Genomic DNA, 20,204 nt, shown 5'->3' with positions numbered 1-20,204 from the left:
TTGATGCTGTGTCATTGTATCAGCCTATACTGTCCACCCAGATTTACAACTTGGCTTTTTGCGGAGGCAAACAAAGGCGATTTGGCTTCCCTGGCGCTGCATTAAGTGTAATCTGATCCTGACACATGGGCCCCGAGTCACGGGGCGAGAGGATCACGCCATTTCCGTCGCCACGCTCAGCCTCTTCCGCTTCTCGTCGCCCGCCAGCCGGCTCTGGGTGATCGGGCAGATGGCGCTTGCGCGGTCACGCGGCCTCTGGACCGGCGCGCGCTTCGTGAAACTCTGCGGCTCGGGCACCGGCGAAGGCTTCACGCCGAAACCCAACTGGTCGGTCTGGGCGATTTTCGCGGTCTGGCCCGACCTCGCCAAAGCGCGCGAGCACATCCGATCCCACAAGGTCATCACCCGCTGGCGCGCCCGTGCTGCCGAAGACTGGACAGTCTTCCTCGCCCCCTTCTCCGCCCGCGGCAGCTGGGCCGAAGTGAACCCGCTTACCGACACGGTCGACGCCACGGCGCACCACGGCCCCATCGCCGCCCTGACCCGCGCCACGGTGAAACCCCAGCACGCCCCCGCCTTCTGGAAGCGAGTCCCCGACATCTCGGCCCGGATCGGGTCAGACACCAATGTGCTTTTCAAGATCGGCATCGGCGAGGTTCCCCTCCTCCACCAGGTCACCTTCTCGATCTGGCCGGACGCCGCCCGCATGGCCGAATTCGCCCGCCACATGGGCCCCCATGCCGCCGCCATGAAGGCCGCGCGGGACAATGGCTGGTTCGCCGAAGAACTCTACGCCCGCTTCCATGTCCTTGAAACCACGGGAAAATGGAATGGCACCGACCCCCTCGCCGGGGCCTGGGATTTGGGAAAGGACGCCGCATGACAGCGCTTCACCGCAACCAGAAGGTGCCCGCACAGGCTGCCACCGGCAAGCCGCCCTTCCCCTTCACCGCCATCGTCGGCCAAGACGACATGCGCCTTGCCATGACCCTCACCGCCATCGACCCGCTGATCGGCGGCGTCCTGGTGTTCGGCGACCGGGGCACCGGCAAGTCCACCGCCGTCCGCGGCCTTGCCGCCCTTTTGCCCCCCATCCGCGCCGTCGCCTCCTGCCCCGTGAACAGCGCCGACCCCGCGCAATGCCCGCCTTGGGCTCAGATCGCCGACCCCACCGTCATCGACAAACCCACCCCCGTCGTCGACCTGCCGCTCGGCGTGTCCGAAGACCGCGTGACCGGAGCCCTCGACGTCGAACGCGCCATCGCGGCAGGCGTCAAGGCGTTCGAGCCCGGCCTCCTTGCCCGTGCCAACCGGGGGTATCTCTACATCGACGAGGTCAACCTGCTGGAGGACCACATCGTCGACCTCCTCCTCGACGTCGCCCAATCCGGCGAGAATGTGGTCGAGCGTGACGGTCTGTCGATCCGCCACCCCGCCCGCTTCGTCCTCGTCGGCTCCGGCAACCCCGAAGAAGGCGACCTTCGCCCCCAACTCCTCGACCGCTTCGGCCTCTCCGTCGACGTCCGCTCCCCCCGCGACATCGCCACCCGCGTCGAAGTGGTGCTTCGGCGTGAGGCCTATGAGGCCGACCCCATCGCCTTCGCCTCAACTTGGGGGCCCGAAGAAGCCAAACTCCGCGCCACAATCCTCTCCGCCCGCGCAGCCCTCCCCAAGGTCCAGACCCCCCGCACGGCCCTCGAAGACTGCGCCGCCCTCTGCATCACTCTCGGCTCTGACGGTGTACGGGGCGAGCTCACCCTCCTCCGCGCCGCCCGCGCCCTTGCCGCCAGCGAAGCCGCCCCGCAAGTCACCCGCGGCCACCTCCGCCGCATCGCCGCCATGTCCCTCGGCCACCGCCTCCGCCGTGATCCCTTGGACGAAGCCGGGGCGTCGGACCGCGTCGCCCGCGCCGTCAGCGAAACCCTCGCCTGATGGACACCTGGGCGCGCCTTTCGCTCGCGCTGCGCATCCTCGCCGTCGACCCGGTGGGCCTGGGCGGCCTCTGGCTCCGCTCCCGCGCCGGTCCCGTCCGCGACATCGCCACCACGGCGCTTGCGGCCACGCCCTTCGACCGCCCCCAGCGCCGCCTCTCCGCCAGCATCGACGACCTCGCGCTGCTGGGAGGCCCCGACCCCGCCGCCACCCTCGCCGCCGGTCGCCCCGTCTACCGCCCCGGCCTCCTCGCCGACCCGGCCCTCCTGATCGTGCCGATGGCCGAATCCGCCCCCCCGTCCCTCACCGCCCGCCTCGCCCAGGCGCTCGACAAAGGCCACCACGCCCTCATCGCCCTCGACGAATCCGCCGAGGATGGCGAGGGCCTGCCCTCCGCCCTCACCGACCGCCTCGGCCTCTTCTTGACCCTCGAAGGTGAACGCAGCCCCCGCATCCTCCCCAAACCTATCGGCCGCCGCACCCTCGCCAAGGCCCGCGCGCTCTACCCCTTCGTCACCCTGCCCGACGACCTGACCCAGGCCCTCGCCCAACTCGCCGCCCGCCTCGGGATCGCCTCTACCCGAGCCCTCCTCACCACCCGCCGCGCCGCCCGCGCCATCGCAGCCCTCGACGCCCGCCTGACCGTCACCGAAGACGACCTGATCAAGGCCGCCGAACTCGGCCTCGCCCACCGCGCCCTGCCGGAAGCCGAGGCACAGCCCGATCAACCGCCTGAGCCACCGCCGCCCGACCAGCCGGACACGCCCGACTCGCAACCCGAGGAACAAGACCTCCAATCCCTTGCCGACCTCCTGATCGAGGCCGCCCAAGCCGCCCTCCCCCCCGACATTTTGGCCAAACTCCAGTCCGACCGCGCCAACCGCGCCGCACGGGGGGCCTCCGGCACCGGCTCGGCCAAAGCAGGCAACCGAAGGGGCCGCCCCCTCCCCTCCCGCCCGGGCTGCCCCGACGGCCGCTCCCGCATCGACCTCGTTGCCACCCTCCGACAAGCCGCCCCTTGGCAGGTCCTCCGCAAGCAGTCCGACACGCAAAACCGCGCGCTGATCGTCCACCGCTCCGACTTCCGCCTGAAGCACTTCAAGGAAGTCTCCGACCGCGTCCTGATCTTCATCGTCGACGCCTCCGGCTCTTCGGCCATGGCACGCCTCGGCGAAGCCAAAGGGGCTGTCGAACTGATGCTCGCGCAAGCCTACAGCCGCCGCGATCACGTCGCCCTCGTCGTCTTGCGCGGGCAACAGGCCGAGCTTATCCTCCCCCCCACCCGCAGCCTGACCACCACCAAGTCCCGGCTCAGAGGCCTACCCGGAGGCGGCGGCACCCCCCTCGCCTCCGGCCTCGCCACGGCCTTGGACACGGCGCTAAGAGCAAGACGCCAAGGCATGACCCCCAGCCTCGCCCTCCTCACCGACGGCCGCGCCAACATTGCCCTTTCCGGCCAACCCGACCGCGCCCAGGCGCAAGCCGACGCCAAACAGATCGCGACAGCCATCCGCGCCGCCGGGATTGCCGCCGTCACGCTGGACGTCGCCAACCGCCCGCAACCGGCCCTCGCCCAGCTTTCCACCCTGATGAACAGCCGCTACGTCCCCCTCCCCCGCGCCGACGCCCGGGCGATTGCCGCAACGCTGGCCTAGGCATGACCCCCGCCGCCCTGCCAAACGACTGGCCCTTCAAGGCCCAATCCAGCCTGATCCAGTCTGGCCACCACCGTTTCTGGGTCGCCGACACCGGCCCGAAGGACGCCCCCGCACTCCTCCTCCTCCACGGCACCGGAGCCTCCCTCCACAGCTTCCGCCGTACCCTCCCCGGCCTTAGCGAAACCTATCGGGTCATCACCCCCGACCTCCCCGGCCACGGGCTATCCGCCAAAGGCTTCCAGGGCCGCCTCGGCCTCGACGCCATGGCGCAAGACCTCTGGACCCTCTGCGACACCCTCCAAATCCAACCGCAAGCCATCATCGGCCATTCCGCCGGGGCCGCCATCGGCCTCCGCATGGCCGAACTCCGCGATGTCCCCCAAGTGATCGGCCTCAACGCCGCCCTCGGCGAATTCGACGGCGCCGCCGCCTTCCTGTTCCCGATCATCGCCAAGGGCCTTGCGACCCTGCCCTTCGCCGCCACTGCCATCACCGCCTTCTTCGGCCGCCCCGGCACGGTCGAGCGTATCCTTGCCGGCACCGGCTCCCCCTTGGACCCGGAGGGCCGCGCCCAATACCTGAGGCTCGTCCGTGACCCCGACCACGTCACGGGCGCGCTTGGCATGATGGCCGACTGGCGGCTGCAACCCCTGCTGAACCGCCTCCCCGAGACCAAAACGAAAGTCACCCTGATCGCATCCGAAGGCGACCGCGCCGTCCCCGCGCAGGTCTCCATCGACGCGGCCAAGCGTATCCCCGGCGCAAAGCTGCACCTTATGCCGAAGCTCGGCCACCTTGCACATGAGGAAACGGAAGACGGGCTCTCAGCCCTGATCCTGGACAGCCTCGGACAGGCTTGAGGCCGCAAAGATCATCGCTGCGTGCTTCTCAAGGTAGATCCGCAGCCACGGAGTAAACGCCTCCGGCTTCACGGCAATCTCGGCCCGCAAGGCGTCCAGCGACACCCACCGCACCGCCTGAACCTCGTCGGGGTCGAGCTCCAGATCCAACGGCCAGCCAGCCTCGCCCACGAAAACCTCGACCACCTCGTGCTCGATCAGGTTTTCGCGGATACCCGGCACGTCGGCCCGATACTCCACCTGCCCCACATGCCGCAGGGCCAGCCCGGAAATCCCCAATTCCTGCCCCAACCGCCGCACCGCACAGTCGGCAGCCGTTTCACCCCAATTGGGATGCGTACAGCAGGTATTCGCCCACAGCCCGGGAGTGTGATACTTCCCCGCCGCCCGTTGCTGGATCAGGATCTCCCGCCCGCGCAGGACAAAGACCGATACCGCCGGATGCCGCAGACCCTGCCGATGCACGGCGAGTTTCCCCACAGGGCGCAGCACCCCGTCCGGCCCGAAGGCCGGGATCGGCAGGTCTATCGGCTCCATCACGACCATTTTGGACTGACGACTCCCATCAGGTGCATCACGTTCTTCACCCCGATCTTCAGATGGGCCAGGGGGCGCGCCGCGACAAGCTTCTTGTTCATGTAGGCCTCGAAGGTCAGGCGCTGCACGTCGATGTCGTGGCACAGGCTCACGAACCGCTCGCGCCGGTCGTCGCTGCGATAATACGCGTTCTGCATTGACCGCAAGACCTTGAACACGGTCCCATGCTCTTTCAGGAACATCTTCCGCGCCAACTTCAACTCGCTGGCCTTGCCGGTGCGAAGGAACGCCTGAGCCGCCGTCGCCGCCGCCCGCCCCCCCGCCATCGCGTAATAGATGCCCTCGCCCGAGGACGGCGCGACAACCCCCGCCGCATCCCCGGCCAGCACCACGTCCTTGCCATTGTCCCAACAGTCCAAGGGCTTCAACGGGATCGGGGCACCCTCGCGCCGGATCGTCTCACACCCCGTCAGCCCCGCCATCTCCCGGAGGTCGGCCGTCGCCTTCTTCAGGTCCACCGAGCCATCCTCGGTCCCCATGCCGACCGAAGCCTTGTCGCCATGCGGGAAGACCCAGCCGTAGAAATCCGGGCTGATCTGCCCGTCATAGATCACATCACACCGCACCGGGTCATAAACACTGTTCGCTGCCGGGGCCTTGATGATCTCGTGGTAGGCGATGACGTAAGGGATGCTGTCCCCGCCCGGCACCTCGGCCCGCGCGACCCCCGACTTCGCCCCATCGGCCCCAATGACCACGCGGGTCAAAGACCGCTGCTCCTGCCCCGAGGCCTTCTCGCGCCAGACCACATGGGTGCCCGCTGCATCCCGCTCCACCCGCAGGAAGGTTCCGGTCAGCCGATCCGCCCCCACCATCCGCGCGCGGTCGCGGAGGAACTCGTCGAAATCCTCGCGGTCGACCATGCCGACATAGCCGCCCTCGATGTGGATATCGACGGCCCGCCCCGTGGGGGAAATCATCCGCGCGGTCTTGATCTTGGCCACCACCAGATAGTCCGGAATGTCGAAATCCTTGATCGCCCGCGGAGGGATCGCCCCCCCGCAAGGCTTGATCCGGCCGTCCCGGTCCAGAAGGGCCACCTTGTAGCCCGCCCGCGCCAGATCCTCCGCCGCCGTCGCGCCCGAAGGCCCACCGCCCACCACGAATGCGTCATACATGCTCATTCTCCCGGTACCAGCTGGCCTTGGGGCGACCGCAGCCGCCCGGCATCAATGATCCGCCAGGCCATCCACCCGGCGGCTACGAACAACAGCGCTTCCAGCGCGAAGGCGATCCCGAAGGCGTTGGCCGTCGACCCCGACAGCCGCAACGCATCGACCAGCGCCGCACCGGCGAACCCGCCAAGGCCCTGAGCAATCGCCTGAGACGCGCCCCAGACGCCCATCCGCGTCCCCTCACGCCCCGCGCGGCCCTGCCCCGCCAGCTGCATCATCGCCCCGATGGAGGCGATGGCGAACATGCCCGAGAAGACGCCCAGGACCGCGACCGCAGGCGTCAGAAGATCAACCCGCACCTGCCCCAGCGCCGCAATGACCGCCAGCATCACCGCCGAGCCAAGGCATCCGCCCACGACCCAGGCGCGCAAGCTGCCGATCTTCAGGCCGCTCACGGCGATCCCCACGGCCAGCATGCCGATGAACATGCCCCCATGCTGCGCGCCCGACAGGCTTGTCGACGCACCGGGAGAATAGGCAAACACCAGCCCCGCATAGGGCTCCAGGATCAGCTCCTGCAGGAAGAAGGCCGTCATCGACAGAAAGATGAACAGGGTAAACACCCGCGTCCGCTTCTCGGCCCAGACCTCGGCCAAACCCTGCCGCAGCGGAGTCTCGTCGGGCATCCGGGCCGGAATCACCCGCCGCTCGATCCCCCAGATCGCCGCCGCGGTCAGCAGCATCGCGCCGACCGTCACCACGCCGACAATCGCCATCAGCCGCTCAGGCGAATACGGGTCCAGCATCGCCCCGATGACTCCGCTCGTCACCGCAATCCCGAAGATCATCATCAGCCAGGTGATCGTTGCGGCCGCCGCCCTCCGGCTGGGGGCGCAACCGCTTGCCAACAAAGCCAGAAGCGAAGTCCCCGAAGCCCCCGCGCCCATCCCGATCAGCACATAGGCCAGCACGGACACCGCCAGCCCGATCCCATGCCCGGCAATCCCCAGCGCCACCATCCACGACGCCAAAGCCGCCCCCGCGGACAGAACCGCCATCCCGCCAATGATGAACCGCGTCCGGTTGCCCTGCGCGTCCGACAGGAAGCCCCAGCTTGGCCGGGTGATTTGCACAAAGGAATGCAGCGCCACCAGCGCGCCCGACAGCATCGCGGGCAGCGCCAGTTCCACCACCATCAGCCGGTTCAGGGTCGAGGTCGTCAGCACCACCACCGCGCCCAGGCACAGCTGAACCAGGCCAAGCCGGACGATCTGAACCCAGGACAAGATCATGCCAACCCCCTGATCGCAAAGGCGGAAATCATCATGCCGGTGACGTACAGCACCACGCCCGTCCCGTTGTACCAAGGCGCCTTGCCCTTCGGATCGCGGAACAGCACCCGCATCGCCGCAACCTGAGCCAGAAGCACCGCCAGAACCGCCAGCGCGTGCCAGGGCTTGCCCCAGATCAGCAGAAGCGCCACCACCAGCAGCTGCGCCATGCCCATCACCGTGCAGGCGATCTTCGCGGCGACCTCCGGCCCCAGCACCACCGGCAAGGACCGCACCCCATGCTGCCGGTCGCCCTCCAAAGCCTTGAAATCGTTCAAAGTCATGATCCCGTGCGCGCCAAAGGCGTAGAGCCCCGCGATCATCACGTTCTCGAACCTTGGCGCGCTGCCCAACAGCACCGCCGCCCCGGTGAACCAGGGCAGCCCCTCATACGAAAGGCCCACCAGCCCCGGCCCCCACCAGCCCGACCGCTTCAGCCGCACAGGTTCCGCCGAATAGGCCCAGGCCGCAATCACACCCACGACCGTCGCGCCAAAGCCCCAGGGCCCCAGCAGCCAGCCCACCGCCAGCGACAGAACCGTCATCGCCAGCGCAATCCACAGCCCCCAGCGCCCCGGTATCCGCCCCGAAGGGATCGGCCGATGCGGCTCGTTCACTGCGTCCACATGCCGGTCGCACCAGTCATTCGCCGCCTGGCTCATCCCGCAGACGATGGGACCGGCCAGCACCATGCCCAAGAGGACCGTCGTCCAGTTCGCGCCCAGGGGCACGCCTGACGACACAGCGCCACAGAGGTAAGCCCAGACCGGCGGGAACCAGGTGATCGGCTTGATCAACGTCAGCATGGCACGGGGTTCCGGCCAGCTGTGCGGGGGGTGGATGAGTGCGTCGCTCATCTGTCAATTAAACCTGACACATCCGAGTCTGGCAAGGATTACATTGCCGCAAGCTTCAGCCTGACACCTCAAACCGGCAGGCCGGGTCGCCACAGGCGCAACAGGCGACCTCACGCACCTGCACCCCAGGCCAGACCAACCGCCCATACAGCCGCCGGAAGACCGCCACATGCCAGATGCACTGCGGGGTCAACGCCCGCCACCCGGCCACCAGAGGGTTACGCGCCACCGACACCACAAGGGGCCGCGAGCCCTCAACCCGGAACTCCCCCGTCCCCGCAAAAGTCCAGGCATGCCGGGCAATCGCCCTAGTCAGGATCGGGGCCGCCAATCCTCCCGGCAGCACTCGCAAAACCCCCTGCGCCAGCTTTGGAATCCGGTGGGCGAGGATGTAGTCCCCCGTCGCCAGCCCTGCCTCCTCCAGCAAACCCTCGGCCCCGGGTGCCTCTCGCCGCAACGCCTGGTGCACCGCCGCGCAGTCGGCTTCGGGCAGCATCCCGGCATCGCGCAAAGGCCGCTGAACCCCCGCCTCAGCCAGCACGGCGGAAAGAAGGTCCCCCTCCCCCCGCCGCTCCAGCACATCGACCAATTGCAGGATCGCGTTGGGCCCGATCCGGCCGGCTTCCATTACTCCGCCGGCTCCTGCATCTGCTCGCGCCCTCCGCCGCAAGCCATCGGTCCCAGGTCGGGAACCGCGCGCTCGACAGCCCGCTCCTTCATCTGCGCCTTCACCGCCGCGCGCCGCTCGGCCGCCCGCGCGGCCTTGTCGGCCGAAGCCTCCCAGTCCGCCATCTGCGCCTCGGCGATCGTCCGCGTCTCGTCGAAGCCGAAGTCCAGATTGTCCCGCTTCACCGGCTTGAAATAGCCATGCTTTCCAAGGTCATAGAAGCTGCGCTGCACCCCGGCCTTCAGGAACGCCTTCAGACAGCCAAGCAGGTACTTCCGCCGGAACCCCGTCCCCCGCCAGGGGTAATGGAACAGCGCCTTCTTCATGTAGAAGCGGCGGTAGTTCTTCAGCACCCCTTTCAAAAGCGCCCCCCGCGTCATCGCCGCGGGCTTCATGATCGGCGTGACGAAATTGTATTTCGAATAGTCGAAGACCTCGACCTGATCGCGGATCTCCTGGAAGAGCGGCGTGAACGGCCAGGGCGTGTACATCGACCAGTTCGCCAGGTCCGGCTGCCAGTCCCAGGCCATGCGGTAGGTCTCTTCCAGCGTCTCCGGCGTCTCGTTGTCGAGGCCCACGATGAACTGCGCCTCGGTGAAGATGTCCGCCTCACGCAGCAGGCGGATGGCTTCCTTGTTCTCCTCGACCTTCGTTTCCTTGTTGAAGAGATCCAGTTTCAGCTGCGCCGCCGCCTCGGTCCCCAGGGACACATGCACCAGCCCCGCCTCGCGGTAGAACTTCAGCAGGTCCTTGTCGCGCATGATGTCGGTGACCCGGGTGTTGATCCCCCATTTCACCCGCTTGTTCAGGCCCCGGTCGATCAGCTCCTGACAGAACTCCACGAACTTCTTCTTGTTGATGGTCGGCTCCTCGTCCGCCAGGATGAAGAACCCCACCCCGTGGTCCGTGAGCAGCCGATCGATCTCGTCCGCCACCTTCTTGGGGTCCCGCACCCGGTAGTCCCGCCAGAACTTCCATTGCGAGCAGAATGAACAGGTAAACGGGCACCCCCGCGCCATGTTGGGGATTGCAACCTTCACGCCCAGCGGAATGTAAATGTAGCTGTCCCAGTCCAGGATCGACCAATCGGGATCAATGCCGTCCAGGTCCTTGACGGTGCTGGCGGCCTGCGTCGCCACGATCTCCCCACCATCCGCAAAGGCCAAGCCCTTGATCTTGCGCTGATCCGCAGGCCAGCGGCCATCACGCACCGCCTCGGCCAAGGCCACCATGATCTCCTCGCCCTCGCCACGGACGATCACGTCGACCCAAGGCGCCTCACTCAGCACCTGCCGGAACATGAAGGTCGCATGCACGCCCCCCAGCACCCGCAGTGCCCCCGGCACCACCTCCTGCGCGATGCGCAGAACCTCCTCGGCCTCGTAGATCGACGGCGTGATCGAGGTGACCCCCACGATGTCCGGCTGCAACTCCGCCAGCTTTGACCGCAGCACATCCGGCCCCAGATGATAAGTCATCGCATCCAGGAAATGGATGTCGTCGAACCCCGACCGCTTCAGGCTGCCCGCCAGATAGGCGACCCAGGCCGGGGGCCAGTTGCCCGCAATCTCGGCCCCGCCGGAGTGGTAGTTCGGATGGATGAAGACGATGCGCATGGGCGAGCCCTCCGTGCCAAGGCACCCGCCGTCAGCAGCGGTGTCAACCCAGATTGACAGATTGGCGTCAGCGCGACTTGACCCAGATCAAGTCCGAAAGGATCACTCGGCTTCCTTGTTCAGGATGCCGAACTTGCGCAGCTTCACATAGAGCGACTGCCGCGACAGGCTCAGAAGCTCTGCCGCCGCCGCCCGGTTGTTCCCCGACATCTCCAAGGCCGCCTCGATGCACATCTTCTCGATGATCTCGGTCGTCTCGTCGACGATTTCCTTCAGCGTCGAATAGCCCACCAGCCGCATCACGTTGCGCAGGCCCTCGTTGTCGTTCCCGCTGGTCGGCGGCCAGACGATGCTGTCCGACACAACCTTGTCGCGGGCGACGATCCCGATGATCTGCTTGCCCTTGTCCTGGAACAGCGTCGCAGACAGCTCGACCGAAACCTCGCCCATATAGTCCGTGTTCAGCCGCGTCCGGTAATGCCGCAGGTGACCCACCCGCTTGACGTTGTCCAGAAGCACCTTCAGGTCCACCGCGCCCCGCGACAGGAAGTCGGAAAACGCCCGGTCGATCACCACCGACTGGCTGTGGCTGTCCGTCAGGTTCAGGAACGCCTCGTTCGCCGCCTTGATCAGCCCGGCGCCGTCCACGAACACGATCGCATCGGTGCCCTTCTCGAACAGGTTCTGCATCATCACGCTGCGGTCGCTTTCCTGCGACTGTGCGCTTTCCGACAGGCCCACCCGGCACAGAAGCAGCCGGTCGCGTGAGGCGCGGAACATCTTGGCATTGATCTTCACCCGCTGGCCGGTGCGCCGGACGTTCAGGTCCAGATAGCCCGTCCCGTCGCTCGTGCCGTTCTTGGCCAGCGAATCCAGCAGTTCCCCCCGGCGCCGACCGTCAAATTCCTGCGCGATGGAGGCGTTCAGCAAATCGCTCCGCGCCGCACCCAGCAGCCGCGCGGCCGAGCTGTTCAGGTCGACGATGCGCCCCGTGGTTTCGGAAATGATCAGCAGCGGGAAGGAGTTCTCTTCCATCAGCACGCGGTAGCGTGTTTCCAGCTCGCGCTGCGCCTCGTGGTCGCGGCCGATCGCCCGGTGCGCCTGCACCAGCTGCTGCTGCACCTCAGCCAGCTGCCGCAAGTCACGCCCGAGGAGCAACAGCTTGTCCGTCCCCGGCCAGCGGCGCAGGGCATAGCGGACCGGAAACTCATACTGCGCCTGGCCGCCGTGGTTCAGCTCCAAGGATGGCGAGGTATCGGGCGCGGTCAGACGCTGGCTCAGCTTGGACCAGCTTTCCGGGGCGAAGAGCGCATCAAGTGGCTGCCCCTCCCATCCTGTCGCCAGCGCGGCAAGGCTCGACTGCGGGTTTACGATCACGGTCTCGACCCGCTGACCGGCCCCAACGACAAGGGTCAGGTCGGCCGCAGCGCTCAGCAGGTCCAGAACGACCCGCGAAGCAGGATCGACGGACGACAGCGGCTGCGTCTGGCTGTCAGGTGTCACCGTGATCCCCTTTCAAAGACGATCGTGAGCCTACCCTCTCGCCTCTTTTCTCTAGACGATCAAGCGCGGGCTCAGCGACCGTCGCACCAAAATCTGTCAATAGTGCGGAAACGTCGCGCAGGGCACGATCAGCCCCTGTCACGGACAGCAGCTTCTCATCCGACAGGGGAACCGCGCCGCCAACATAGATCCGCATTTCGCCCCGCGACAGAAGCCGCAGCGTGCGCACCAGGCCGATCCCGGAATCCAGCCCGGCCGAGCAGCCGATGGAAACCAGAGCCAGGTCGAACCGGTTGGCACCCAGCAGAACCGTCAGATCGGCCGCCACCGGGGCAATCCGGACCACAGCGCTGAACCCGGCCAGCCGCAGCTGCAGCGCCAGAACGAAGGCGCCAAGCGTATGCTGCTCGGCCTCGGCGACCAGGATCAAGGCCGAAGGTCCGGTGGGCTGGGCCGAGGCCATCAGCACCTCGTCGACCCGGCGGACAACGCCTTGCAGCCGTTCGCTGCGGATCGTCACATCGACAAAGCTCATCGTGTCGGCGGCCCAGCTGTCGCCCAGCGACCGCGCTGCCGCACCGACATAGCCACAGGCAACCATTTCCGGATCAAGGTGGCGCGCCAGCATCGCGTCCAGCAGCAGCGCCGGATCGACGGAATTGTCGTTCGCCAAAAGCTCCATGAACAAGTCCAGATGCTCTTGCCTGACCTCGACCCCTTGCTGGTCGCGCATAGAAATCAAACGCCCCAGCGCCTCCTGCACAAGTCCAGCAAACCAGTCCAGGCTCCCCTGATCCCGAGTTTCCGGCATCCCACTGTCTCGCATCGGCGACCCTCCCTGGGTTCTCCCGCTGATGCCGGGGGCAACTTAGCATTGCGAAAGCGCAAATAGAAGCCATCGACTCGCTGACACCATGACACTCCAAACCGTCATTTATGTCCACTCAAATTGACATATCGTGCATTGCAGTGGCTGGGATTTCATCTAAAGCACTGAAAACGAATAATATAATTTGCAAACCGTTAAAGGCTTCTCCCGACACCATCCCCGGTGAAAAGTCCCGCCTGATCGCAGAAATGTGTAAATCTACATTGACAGACAATGCTGCCTGACTACGATGAGTGTAAACGCGACTACAACATCGAGGCGTATGGAATGTCCGCTGCGACCTCAGATACCAGGTCCGATCCCCTCTACACGCCAAGCCAGCGCGCCCGTCGTGATGCGACCGTCTGGACCCTGGTCCAGGGCATCCTGGCGCCCATCCAGTTCCTGGTCTGCGCCGTCTCCCTCATCCTCGTCCTGCGCTACCTCTTGACCGGGGACGGTTACTTTGCGGCGACCGTTTCGATCCTCATCAAGACCGCGCTTCTCTACACGATCATGGTCACCGGCGCGATCTGGGAGAAGGTGGTTTTCGGCCAGTATCTCTTCGCCCCGGCCTTCTTCTGGGAAGACGTGGTCAGCTTCGTCGTGATCGCGCTGCACACGGTCTATCTCTATGGCTTGCTTACACAATCCATCGCACCGCAGCAGCTGATGCTCATCACGCTCGCGGCCTATGTGACCTACTTCGTCAACGCGACCCAGTTCCTCCTGAAGCTCCGCCGCGCCCGTCTCGACACCGCCACTCCCAGGGGGCACCCGGCATGAGCCTCGACACCCCCACCACCGGCTGCCTGCACACGCCTGTCCTGCGCGAACGCGGACAGCGTGAGGTCTTTTGCGGCCTGACCGGGATCATCTGGCTGCACCGCAAGATGCAGGACGCCTTCTTCCTCGTCGTCGGCTCCCGCACCTGCGCGCATCTCCTGCAATCCGCCGCCGGCGTGATGATCTTTGCCGAGCCGCGATTCGGCACCGCGATTCTCGAAGAGAAGGACCTCGCCGGCCTTGCCGACGCGCATCAGGAGCTGGAGCGTGAAGTCGAACGCCTCCTCTCCCGCCGCCCCGACATCCGCCAGCTCTTCCTCGTCGGCTCCTGCCCGTCCGAAGTCATCAAGCTTGACCTCTCCCGCACTGCCGAACGCCTGAACGCCCGCCACGGCGGCGCGGTCCGAGTCTACAACTACTCCGGCTCGGGGATTGAGACGACCTTCACCCAAGGCGAGGACGCCTGCCTTGCAGCAATGGTCCCCAGCCTGGAGGAAACCACCGAGGCAAACCTTCTCGTCGTCGGCGCGCTGCCCGACGTGGTCGAAGACCAGTGCCTGTCGCTCCTGACCCAGATGGGCATCAAGAACGTCAGCTTCCTGCCTTCCCGCCGCGCCGCCAATGCGCCCAGGGTCGGTCCGAACACCCGCTTCATCCTGACCCAGCCTTTCCTGGCCGACACCGCCCACGCGGTGGAGCGTCGCGGCGGCGAGCGTATCGTCGCCCCCTTCCCCTTCGGCGAAGAAGGCACGACCGACTGGCTCCGCGCCGCTGCCAAGACCCAGGGCGTGATGCTGGAAACCTTCGACGCAGTCACCGCCGCCCCCCGCGCCCGCGCCCGCAAGGCCGTCGCGGCCCATGCGGAAACCCTGCGCAACAAGACGCTGTTCATGTTCCCCGACAGCCAGCTAGAAATCCCCCTCGCCCGCTTCCTCGCCCGCGAATGCGGCATGCTCCCGGTCGAGGTCGGCACCCCCTACCTCCACCGCGGCCTGATGGAACCCGAACTCGCCCTCCTGCCGCAGACCGTCCTTTCCGAAGGCCAGGACGTCGACCTGCAGCTTGACCGCCACGCCGCCCTGAAGCCCGACCTCACCGTCTGCGGCCTTGGCCTTGCCAACCCCTTGGAAGCCGCCGGTTACGCCACCAAATGGGCCATCGAGCTCGTCTTCACCCCCGTTCACTTCTACGAACAGGCAGGCGACCTTGCCGGCCTCTTCTCCCGCCCCCTCCGCCGCCGCGCGATGCTGGCAGGAGGTCAGGCATGAAACTCACTCTCTGGACCTACGAAGGCCCCCCGCACGTCGGCGCGATGCGCGTCGCCACCGGCATGAAAGACGTCCACTACGTTCTGCACGCCCCCCAGGGCGACACCTACGCCGACCTTCTCTTCACGATGATCGAACGGCGCAACCACCGCCCGCCGGTCACCTTCACCACCTTCCAGGCCTCCGACCTTGGCGGCGATACCGCCAACCTCTTCAAGCGCGCCGCGCAAGGCGCCTATGACCGTTTCAAGCCGCAAGCGATGATCGTCGGCGCCTCCTGCACCGCCGAACTGATCCAGGACGACCCCGGCGGCCTCGCCTCGACCCTGGGCCTTCCCTGCCCCGTGGTCCCGCTGGACCTGCCAAGCTACTCCCGCAAGGAAAACTTCGGCGCGGACGAGACCTTCCACGCCCTGGTCCGCGCCCTGGCGCAGCCGCAAGAGCGCACCGCAGAAGTCTCCTGCAATATCCTCGGCGCGACTGCGCTAGGCTTCCGCCACCGCGACGACGTGACCGAGATCACCCGCCTGCTGACCTCGATGGGCATCGCCGTGAACGTGGCCGCCCCGCTCGACGCCAGCCCAGATGACCTGAAGCGCCTCCCCGCCGCCCATTTCAACGTCCTGCTCTACCCCGAAACCGGCGAAGGCGCGGCCCGCTGGCTGGAAAAGACCCACGCTCAGCCCTGGACAAAAACCACCCCCATCGGCGCGCAAGCGACCCGTGAGTTCATCGCCGAAGTTGCCGCCCTGGCCGGTGTCAGCGCCAAGGTCGACGAAAAGGACCTTCGCCAGCCCTGGTGGTCGGCCTCGGTCGATAGCACCTACCTCACCAACAAGCGCGTCTTCATCTTCGGCGACGCCACCCACGCGATGGCCGCCGCCCGCGTCGCCCGCGACGAGATCGGCTTCGAAGTCGTCGGCCTCGGCTGCTACAACCGCGAATTCGCCCGCCCCATGCGCGCCGCCGCGAAAGAATACGGCCTCGAAGCCCTCATCTCCGACGACTACCTCGACGTCGAAGCGGCCATCATCGCCGCCGCCCCGGAACTTATCCTCGGCACGCAGATGGAGCGTCACATCGCCAAGCGCCTCGGCATCGCCTGCGCCGTGATCTCGGCCCCCGTCCACGTCCAGGACTTCCCCGCCAGCTACTCCCCGCAGATGGGTTTTGAGGGCGCGAACGTCCTCTTCGACACCTGGATTCACCCGCTGGTGATGGGCCTCGAAGAGCACCTCCTCACCATGTTCCGCGAGGATTTCGAGTTCCACGACGCCGCTGGTCCCAGCCACCACGGCGGCAAGGCCACCCCGGCGCCCGCACCGATCCTTGAACCCACCGCCAACGCCGCGACGCAAATGATCGAGGCCGCACAGGCCCTCGCCGACGCCCTCCAGTGGCTCCCGGACGCGGAACGCGAACTCAAGAAGATCCCCTTCTTCGTCCGCGCCAAGGCCCGCCGCAACACCGAGAAATACGCCGCCGAAAAAGGCGTCACCCAGATCAGCATCGAGACCCTCTACGAGGCCAAGGCCCATTATGCGCGATGACCGCTACACATCGCCGGACCTGAAGCAAACCGCCCCGGTGGACCTCTACCATTTTGTCATCGTCACCCTCGACGCCCATGCCGCAGGCCCCGCCCAGCGCGTCGCCGCGCGCCTGACCAAAGACTTCCCCGGCCTGACCATCTCCGTCCACGCCGCCGCCGAATGGGCCGAGAACCCCGCGTCCCTCGCCCGCGCCAAGGCTGATGTCGCCCGTGCCAACATCATCGTCGCCAACCTGATCTTCCTCGAAGAGCACCTGACCCAGATCCTGCCCGACATGCAGGCCCGCCGCGACCAGCTGGACGCCTGCGTCGGCATCATCTCCGACCCGCAGATCGTGAAACTCACGAAAATGGGCGACCTCGACATGTCGCTCCCTGCTTCGGGAGCCATGGCCTTCCTGAAAAAGCTCCGGGGCAGCAAATCCCCCTCCGGCTCCTCGGGCGAAAAGCAGATGGCGATGCTCCGCCGCCTGCCGAAGATCCTGCGCTTCATCCCCGGAAAGGCCCAGGACATGCGTGCCTGGTTCCTGTCGATGCAGTACTGGCTCGGTGGGTCCGACGACAACATCGAAAGCATGGTCCGCTACCTCGTCAGCCGCTACGCCCCGAACCGCGACTGGAACAAGGTCAAGGCCGCCGCCCCCGTCGATTACCCCGATGTCGGCCTCTACCACCCCGACGTTCCCGCCCGCGTCTTCACCGACCCCGCGCTCCTGCCGAAACCCGACGGCATGACCGCCACCGTCGGCCTTCTGATGCTGCGCTCCTACATCCTCGCCTCCGACACCGCGCACTACGATGCCGTCATCCGGGCGTTCGAGGCCCGCGGCATCGCCTGCGTCCCCGCCTTCGCCTCCGGCCTCGACGGCCGCCCCGCCATCGACGCCTTCATGACCGGCGGCAGGATCGACGCCCTCGTCTCCCTCACCGGCTTCTCCCTCGTCGGCGGCCCCGCCTACAACGACAGTCCCGCCGCCATCGCCGCGCTCGCTGCCCTCGACGCGCCCTACATCGCCGCGCACCCGCTTGAATTCCAGACGCTCGGCCAGTGGGCCGCCACCGACGGCGGCCTTGGGCCCGTTGAGACCACCATGCTCATCGCGCTGCCAGAGATCGACGGCGCGACCAACCCCACCGTCTTCGCCGGCCGCCACGACGCGGGCGGCTGCACCGGCTGCGCCAAGAACTGCCCCGCGCCCACGGACGTCACCTCCCGCGTCATGGCCCCCTGCTCCGAACGCATCGAGACCTTGGCCGAGAAGGTCTTCCGCCTCGCCACGCTCCGCCGCTCGGAAACCGCAAAACGCAAGGTCGCCATCGTCCTTTACGGCTTCCCGCCGAACGCCGGGGCCGTCGGCACCGCTGCCTACCTTGGCGTCTTCGAAAGCCTCCTGAACACCCTTCATGCGATGAAGGCCGGGGGCTACGACGTCACGCCCCCCACCTCGGTCGAGGCCCTCCGCGACCTGGTCCTCAAAGGCAACTCCGCCGCCTTCGGCCAGCCCGCCAACGTCGCCGCCCGCATCCCCGCCTCGGAACTCGTCCGCCGTTCCCGCTGGCTTGGCGAGACCGAAAAGGTCTGGGGCCCCGCCCCCGGCCGTGCGCAATCCAACGGAGCCGACGTCTTCGTCCTCGGCCACCAGTTCGGCAACATCTTCGTCGGCATCCAGCCCGTTTTCGGCTACGAAGGCGACCCGATGCGCCTTCTGTTCGAGAAGGGCTTCGCCCCGACCCACGCCTTCACCGCCTTCTACGACTGGATGAAAAAGGATTTCGGTGCCGATGTCCTCCTCCACTTCGGCATGCACGGGGCGCTGGAATTCATGCCCGGCAAGCAGGCCGGCCTGTCCGGCAAATGCTGGCCCGACCGCCTGATCGGCAACCTGCCGAACGTCTACCTCTACGCCGCGAACAACCCGTCCGAGGCGACCCTGGCCAAGCGCCGGTCGAACGCCGTCACCGTCACCCACCTGACCCCGCCCCTGGCGCAATCCGGCCTCTACAAGGGCCTCGTCGACCTCAAGGACAGCCTCACCCGCTTCCGCGCCCTGTCCCCCGACGCACCGGACCGCGAGGACCTCGCGCTCCTGATCGCCGAACAGGCCCGCGCCGTGGATATGGACCCGTCCAACCCCGACGCGCTTTGGCTGAAGCTCCTGGAGACGGAAGGCGCCCTCATCACCGATGGCCTCCACGTCCTTGGGCGGCCCATGACCGACGCCCAGCGCGCCGAGTACCTGGCGCTGATGCCCGACGATGCCGAGGCCCGGGCGAAAGCCTCCGAACACCTCCAGCAATCAACTGAAATCCCCGCCCTTCTCCGCGCCCTCTCGGGCCGTTACATCTCCCCCGTCCCGGGTGGCGACCTGATCCGCTCGCCCCAGATCCTGCCCACAGGCCGCAATATCCACGCCTTCGACCCCTTCCGGATGCCTACCGCCTTCGCGCTGGCCGATGGCAAGGCCCAGGCCGACCGCCTCCTCGCCACTCACCCGACCCTGCCGCGCACCGTGGCGCTGGTCCTTTGGGGCTCCGACAACATCAAGTCCGACGGCGGCCCCATCGCCCAGGCCCTCGCCCTGATCGGCGCCAAACCCCGCTTCGACAGCTTCGGCCGCCTCGCCGGAGCCGACCTCATCCCCCTTGCGGAACTGGGGCGGCCAAGGATCGACGTGGTGATGACCCTCTCCGGCATCTTCCGCGACCTCCTGCCCCTGCAAACCCGGATGCTCGCCGAAGCCGCCTTCAAGGCCGCCACCGCAGATGAACCCGAGGCGCTGAACTTCATCCGCGCCCACGCCCTGCGCTACGCGGCGGAGATGGGCTGCAACATGGAAACCGCCGCCCTCCGCGTCTTTTCCAACGCCGAAGGGGCTTATGGCTCGAACGTCAATGTCCTTGTCGGCTCATCCGCCTTCGGGGATGAGGATGAACTCGCCGACGCCTACCAGAACCGCAAAAGCTTCGCTTATGGCGTCACCGGCAAGGCCGCCGGCAACCCGGCACTGCTGCAGAAGGCGCTCAAGGACGTCGACCTCGCCTACCAGAACCTCGAATCCGTGGAACTGGGCGTGACCTCGGTAGACCACTACTTCGACACGCTGGGAGGCATCGCCCGCGCCGTGAAACGCGCGCGCGGCGGCCAGGACACCCCGGTCTACATCGGCGACCAGACGCGCGGCGGCGGCACTGTCCGCACGCTCTCCGACCAGATCGCCCTCGAAACCCGCTCGCGCAGCCTGAACCCGAAGTTCTACGAAGGCCTCCTCCGCCACGGGGCCGAAGGCGTCCGCCAGATCGAGGCGCATGTCTCGAACACCTTCGGCTGGTCCGCCACCACCGGCACCGTCGAACCCTGGGTCTACCAGCGCCTGACCGAAACCTTCGTCACCGACGAAGCCATGCGTCGCCGCCTCGCCGCCCTCAACCCCGAAGCCTCCTCCCGCATGGCTCAGCGCCTGCTGGAAGCCTCGGACCGCGCCTATTGGACACCCGATCCCGCCACCCTCGCCGCGCTGCAAAACGCCGCCGACGAACTTGAGGATCGCCTGGAAGGGATCGCCGCCGAATGACACCTCACATGAAAGGGGCCAC

At 66.9% G+C, this 20,204-nt stretch carries 16 protein-coding genes; 8 read left to right on the top strand and 8 right to left on the bottom strand.

The features are described 5' to 3' along the window. Positions 1 to 100: 100 nt before the first annotated feature. The 4 genes from crtA to bchO are packed head-to-tail and all read left to right on the top strand — an operon-like array spanning position 101 to position 4,450. Entirely contained in the window at positions 101 to 883 is a 783-nt protein-coding gene (gene crtA / locus E8M84_RS07525; protein ID WP_346763687.1) for a spheroidene monooxygenase, read from the top strand. Continuing rightward, positions 880 to 1,932, top strand: coding sequence for a magnesium chelatase ATPase subunit I (gene bchI, locus E8M84_RS07520; protein ID WP_137110510.1), 1,053 nt, complete (start codon positions 880 to 882; stop codon positions 1,930 to 1,932). The genes crtA and bchI overlap by 4 nt, the downstream gene beginning before the upstream one ends. After that, positions 1,932 to 3,587 carry a magnesium chelatase subunit D gene (locus tag E8M84_RS07515; RefSeq protein WP_137110509.1) on the top strand — a complete coding sequence of 552 codons (1,656 nt, stop codon included), beginning with the start codon at positions 1,932 to 1,934 and terminating at the stop codon, positions 3,585 to 3,587. Before bchI ends, E8M84_RS07515 begins: the two co-directional genes overlap by 1 nt. A gap of 2 nt (positions 3,588 to 3,589) precedes the next feature. Next, positions 3,590 to 4,450 carry an alpha/beta fold hydrolase BchO gene (gene bchO, locus E8M84_RS07510; RefSeq protein ID WP_137110508.1) on the top strand — a complete coding sequence of 287 codons (861 nt, stop codon included), beginning with the start codon at positions 3,590 to 3,592 and terminating at the stop codon, positions 4,448 to 4,450. Here bchO and idi read toward each other — a convergent pair. From idi to E8M84_RS07470, 8 genes are all read right to left on the bottom strand, one after another. Beyond that, positions 4,415 to 4,987, bottom strand: a complete 573-nt coding sequence (idi, locus tag E8M84_RS07505) for an isopentenyl-diphosphate delta-isomerase (protein WP_394347399.1) — start codon at positions 4,985 to 4,987, stop codon at positions 4,415 to 4,417. The two genes, bchO and idi, sit on opposite strands and share 36 nt — an antisense overlap. After that, the gene (locus E8M84_RS07500) at positions 4,987 to 6,165 is read right to left on the bottom strand and encodes a geranylgeranyl diphosphate reductase (RefSeq protein ID WP_137110507.1); all 1,179 of its coding nucleotides are present in this window, start codon (positions 6,163 to 6,165) and stop codon (positions 4,987 to 4,989) included. Before E8M84_RS07500 ends, idi begins: the two co-directional genes overlap by 1 nt. Positions 6,166 to 6,167: 2 nt before the next feature. After that, positions 6,168 to 7,454, bottom strand: a complete 1,287-nt coding sequence (locus tag E8M84_RS07495) for a BCD family MFS transporter (RefSeq protein ID WP_137110506.1) — start codon at positions 7,452 to 7,454, stop codon at positions 6,168 to 6,170. Further along, the gene (gene chlG / locus E8M84_RS07490; protein ID WP_137110505.1) at positions 7,451 to 8,350 is read right to left on the bottom strand and encodes a chlorophyll synthase ChlG; all 900 of its coding nucleotides are present in this window, start codon (positions 8,348 to 8,350) and stop codon (positions 7,451 to 7,453) included. Before chlG ends, E8M84_RS07495 begins: the two co-directional genes overlap by 4 nt. 55 nt (positions 8,351 to 8,405) lie before the next feature. Beyond that, the gene (gene bchJ / locus E8M84_RS07485; protein ID WP_137110504.1) at positions 8,406 to 8,978 is read right to left on the bottom strand and encodes a bacteriochlorophyll 4-vinyl reductase; all 573 of its coding nucleotides are present in this window, start codon (positions 8,976 to 8,978) and stop codon (positions 8,406 to 8,408) included. Then, on the bottom strand, positions 8,978 to 10,633 hold the full coding sequence (gene bchE / locus E8M84_RS07480; protein ID WP_137110503.1) for a magnesium-protoporphyrin IX monomethyl ester anaerobic oxidative cyclase: 1,656 nt from the start codon (positions 10,631 to 10,633) through the stop codon (positions 8,978 to 8,980). Before bchE ends, bchJ begins: the two co-directional genes overlap by 1 nt. 102 nt (positions 10,634 to 10,735) lie before the next feature. After that, the gene (ppsR, locus tag E8M84_RS07475; RefSeq protein ID WP_240790307.1) at positions 10,736 to 12,136 is read right to left on the bottom strand and encodes a transcriptional regulator PpsR; all 1,401 of its coding nucleotides are present in this window, start codon (positions 12,134 to 12,136) and stop codon (positions 10,736 to 10,738) included. After that, positions 12,126 to 12,869 (bottom strand): cobalamin B12-binding domain-containing protein, encoded by a 744-nt coding sequence (locus tag E8M84_RS07470; RefSeq protein WP_137110502.1) that lies wholly within the window; start codon positions 12,867 to 12,869, stop codon positions 12,126 to 12,128. The genes ppsR and E8M84_RS07470 overlap by 11 nt, the downstream gene beginning before the upstream one ends. A gap of 423 nt (positions 12,870 to 13,292) precedes the next feature. Between E8M84_RS07470 and bchF the strand changes: the two genes are divergently transcribed. Genes bchF through E8M84_RS07450 form a run of 4 tightly spaced genes read left to right on the top strand, consistent with a single transcriptional unit; the run spans position 13,293 to position 20,182 of the window. Beyond that, a complete protein-coding gene (gene bchF, locus E8M84_RS07465; protein WP_137110501.1) occupies positions 13,293 to 13,790 on the top strand; it encodes a 2-vinyl bacteriochlorophyllide hydratase in 498 nt (165 codons plus the stop codon). Next, positions 13,787 to 15,058, top strand: coding sequence for a ferredoxin:protochlorophyllide reductase (ATP-dependent) subunit N (locus E8M84_RS07460; protein ID WP_137110500.1), 1,272 nt, complete (start codon positions 13,787 to 13,789; stop codon positions 15,056 to 15,058). The genes bchF and E8M84_RS07460 overlap by 4 nt, the downstream gene beginning before the upstream one ends. Continuing rightward, positions 15,055 to 16,608, top strand: coding sequence for a ferredoxin:protochlorophyllide reductase (ATP-dependent) subunit B (bchB, locus tag E8M84_RS07455; RefSeq protein ID WP_137110499.1), 1,554 nt, complete (start codon positions 15,055 to 15,057; stop codon positions 16,606 to 16,608). Before E8M84_RS07460 ends, bchB begins: the two co-directional genes overlap by 4 nt. Further along, positions 16,598 to 20,182: a magnesium chelatase subunit H gene (locus tag E8M84_RS07450; RefSeq protein ID WP_137110498.1), complete on the top strand. Its 3,585-nt coding sequence runs from the start codon at positions 16,598 to 16,600 to the stop codon at positions 20,180 to 20,182. Before bchB ends, E8M84_RS07450 begins: the two co-directional genes overlap by 11 nt. Positions 20,183 to 20,204: the final 22 nt, after the last annotated feature.

The organism is Rhodobacter sp. SY28-1, from assembly GCF_005222785.1.
Lineage (GTDB): Bacteria > Pseudomonadota > Alphaproteobacteria > Rhodobacterales > Rhodobacteraceae > Tabrizicola.
This window is presented reverse-complemented; position numbering and strand designations above follow the sequence as displayed.

What these genes read in the sequence shown, in the direction of transcription:
- idi (WP_394347399.1), bottom strand. Translation starts at nt 4,987, where the DNA reads ATGGAGCCGATAGACCTGCCGATCCCGGCCTTCGGGCCGGACGGGGTG.
- E8M84_RS07470 (WP_137110502.1), bottom strand. Translation starts at nt 12,869, where the DNA reads ATGCGCGACCAGCAAGGGGTCGAGGTCAGGCAAGAGCATCTGGACTTG.
- bchB (WP_137110499.1), top strand. Translation starts at nt 15,055, where the DNA reads ATGAAACTCACTCTCTGGACCTACGAAGGCCCCCCGCACGTCGGCGCG.
- E8M84_RS07515 (WP_137110509.1), top strand. Translation starts at nt 1,932, where the DNA reads ATGGACACCTGGGCGCGCCTTTCGCTCGCGCTGCGCATCCTCGCCGTC.
- chlG (WP_137110505.1), bottom strand. Translation starts at nt 8,350, where the DNA reads ATGAGCGACGCACTCATCCACCCCCCGCACAGCTGGCCGGAACCCCGT.
- bchE (WP_137110503.1), bottom strand. Translation starts at nt 10,633, where the DNA reads ATGCGCATCGTCTTCATCCATCCGAACTACCACTCCGGCGGGGCCGAG.
- bchO (WP_137110508.1), top strand. Translation starts at nt 3,590, where the DNA reads ATGACCCCCGCCGCCCTGCCAAACGACTGGCCCTTCAAGGCCCAATCC.
- E8M84_RS07450 (WP_137110498.1), top strand. Translation starts at nt 16,598, where the DNA reads ATGCGCGATGACCGCTACACATCGCCGGACCTGAAGCAAACCGCCCCG.
- bchI (WP_137110510.1), top strand. Translation starts at nt 880, where the DNA reads ATGACAGCGCTTCACCGCAACCAGAAGGTGCCCGCACAGGCTGCCACC.
- E8M84_RS07460 (WP_137110500.1), top strand. Translation starts at nt 13,787, where the DNA reads ATGAGCCTCGACACCCCCACCACCGGCTGCCTGCACACGCCTGTCCTG.
- bchJ (WP_137110504.1), bottom strand. Translation starts at nt 8,978, where the DNA reads ATGGAAGCCGGCCGGATCGGGCCCAACGCGATCCTGCAATTGGTCGAT.
- E8M84_RS07495 (WP_137110506.1), bottom strand. Translation starts at nt 7,454, where the DNA reads ATGATCTTGTCCTGGGTTCAGATCGTCCGGCTTGGCCTGGTTCAGCTG.
- bchF (WP_137110501.1), top strand. Translation starts at nt 13,293, where the DNA reads ATGTCCGCTGCGACCTCAGATACCAGGTCCGATCCCCTCTACACGCCA.
- E8M84_RS07500 (WP_137110507.1), bottom strand. Translation starts at nt 6,165, where the DNA reads ATGTATGACGCATTCGTGGTGGGCGGTGGGCCTTCGGGCGCGACGGCG.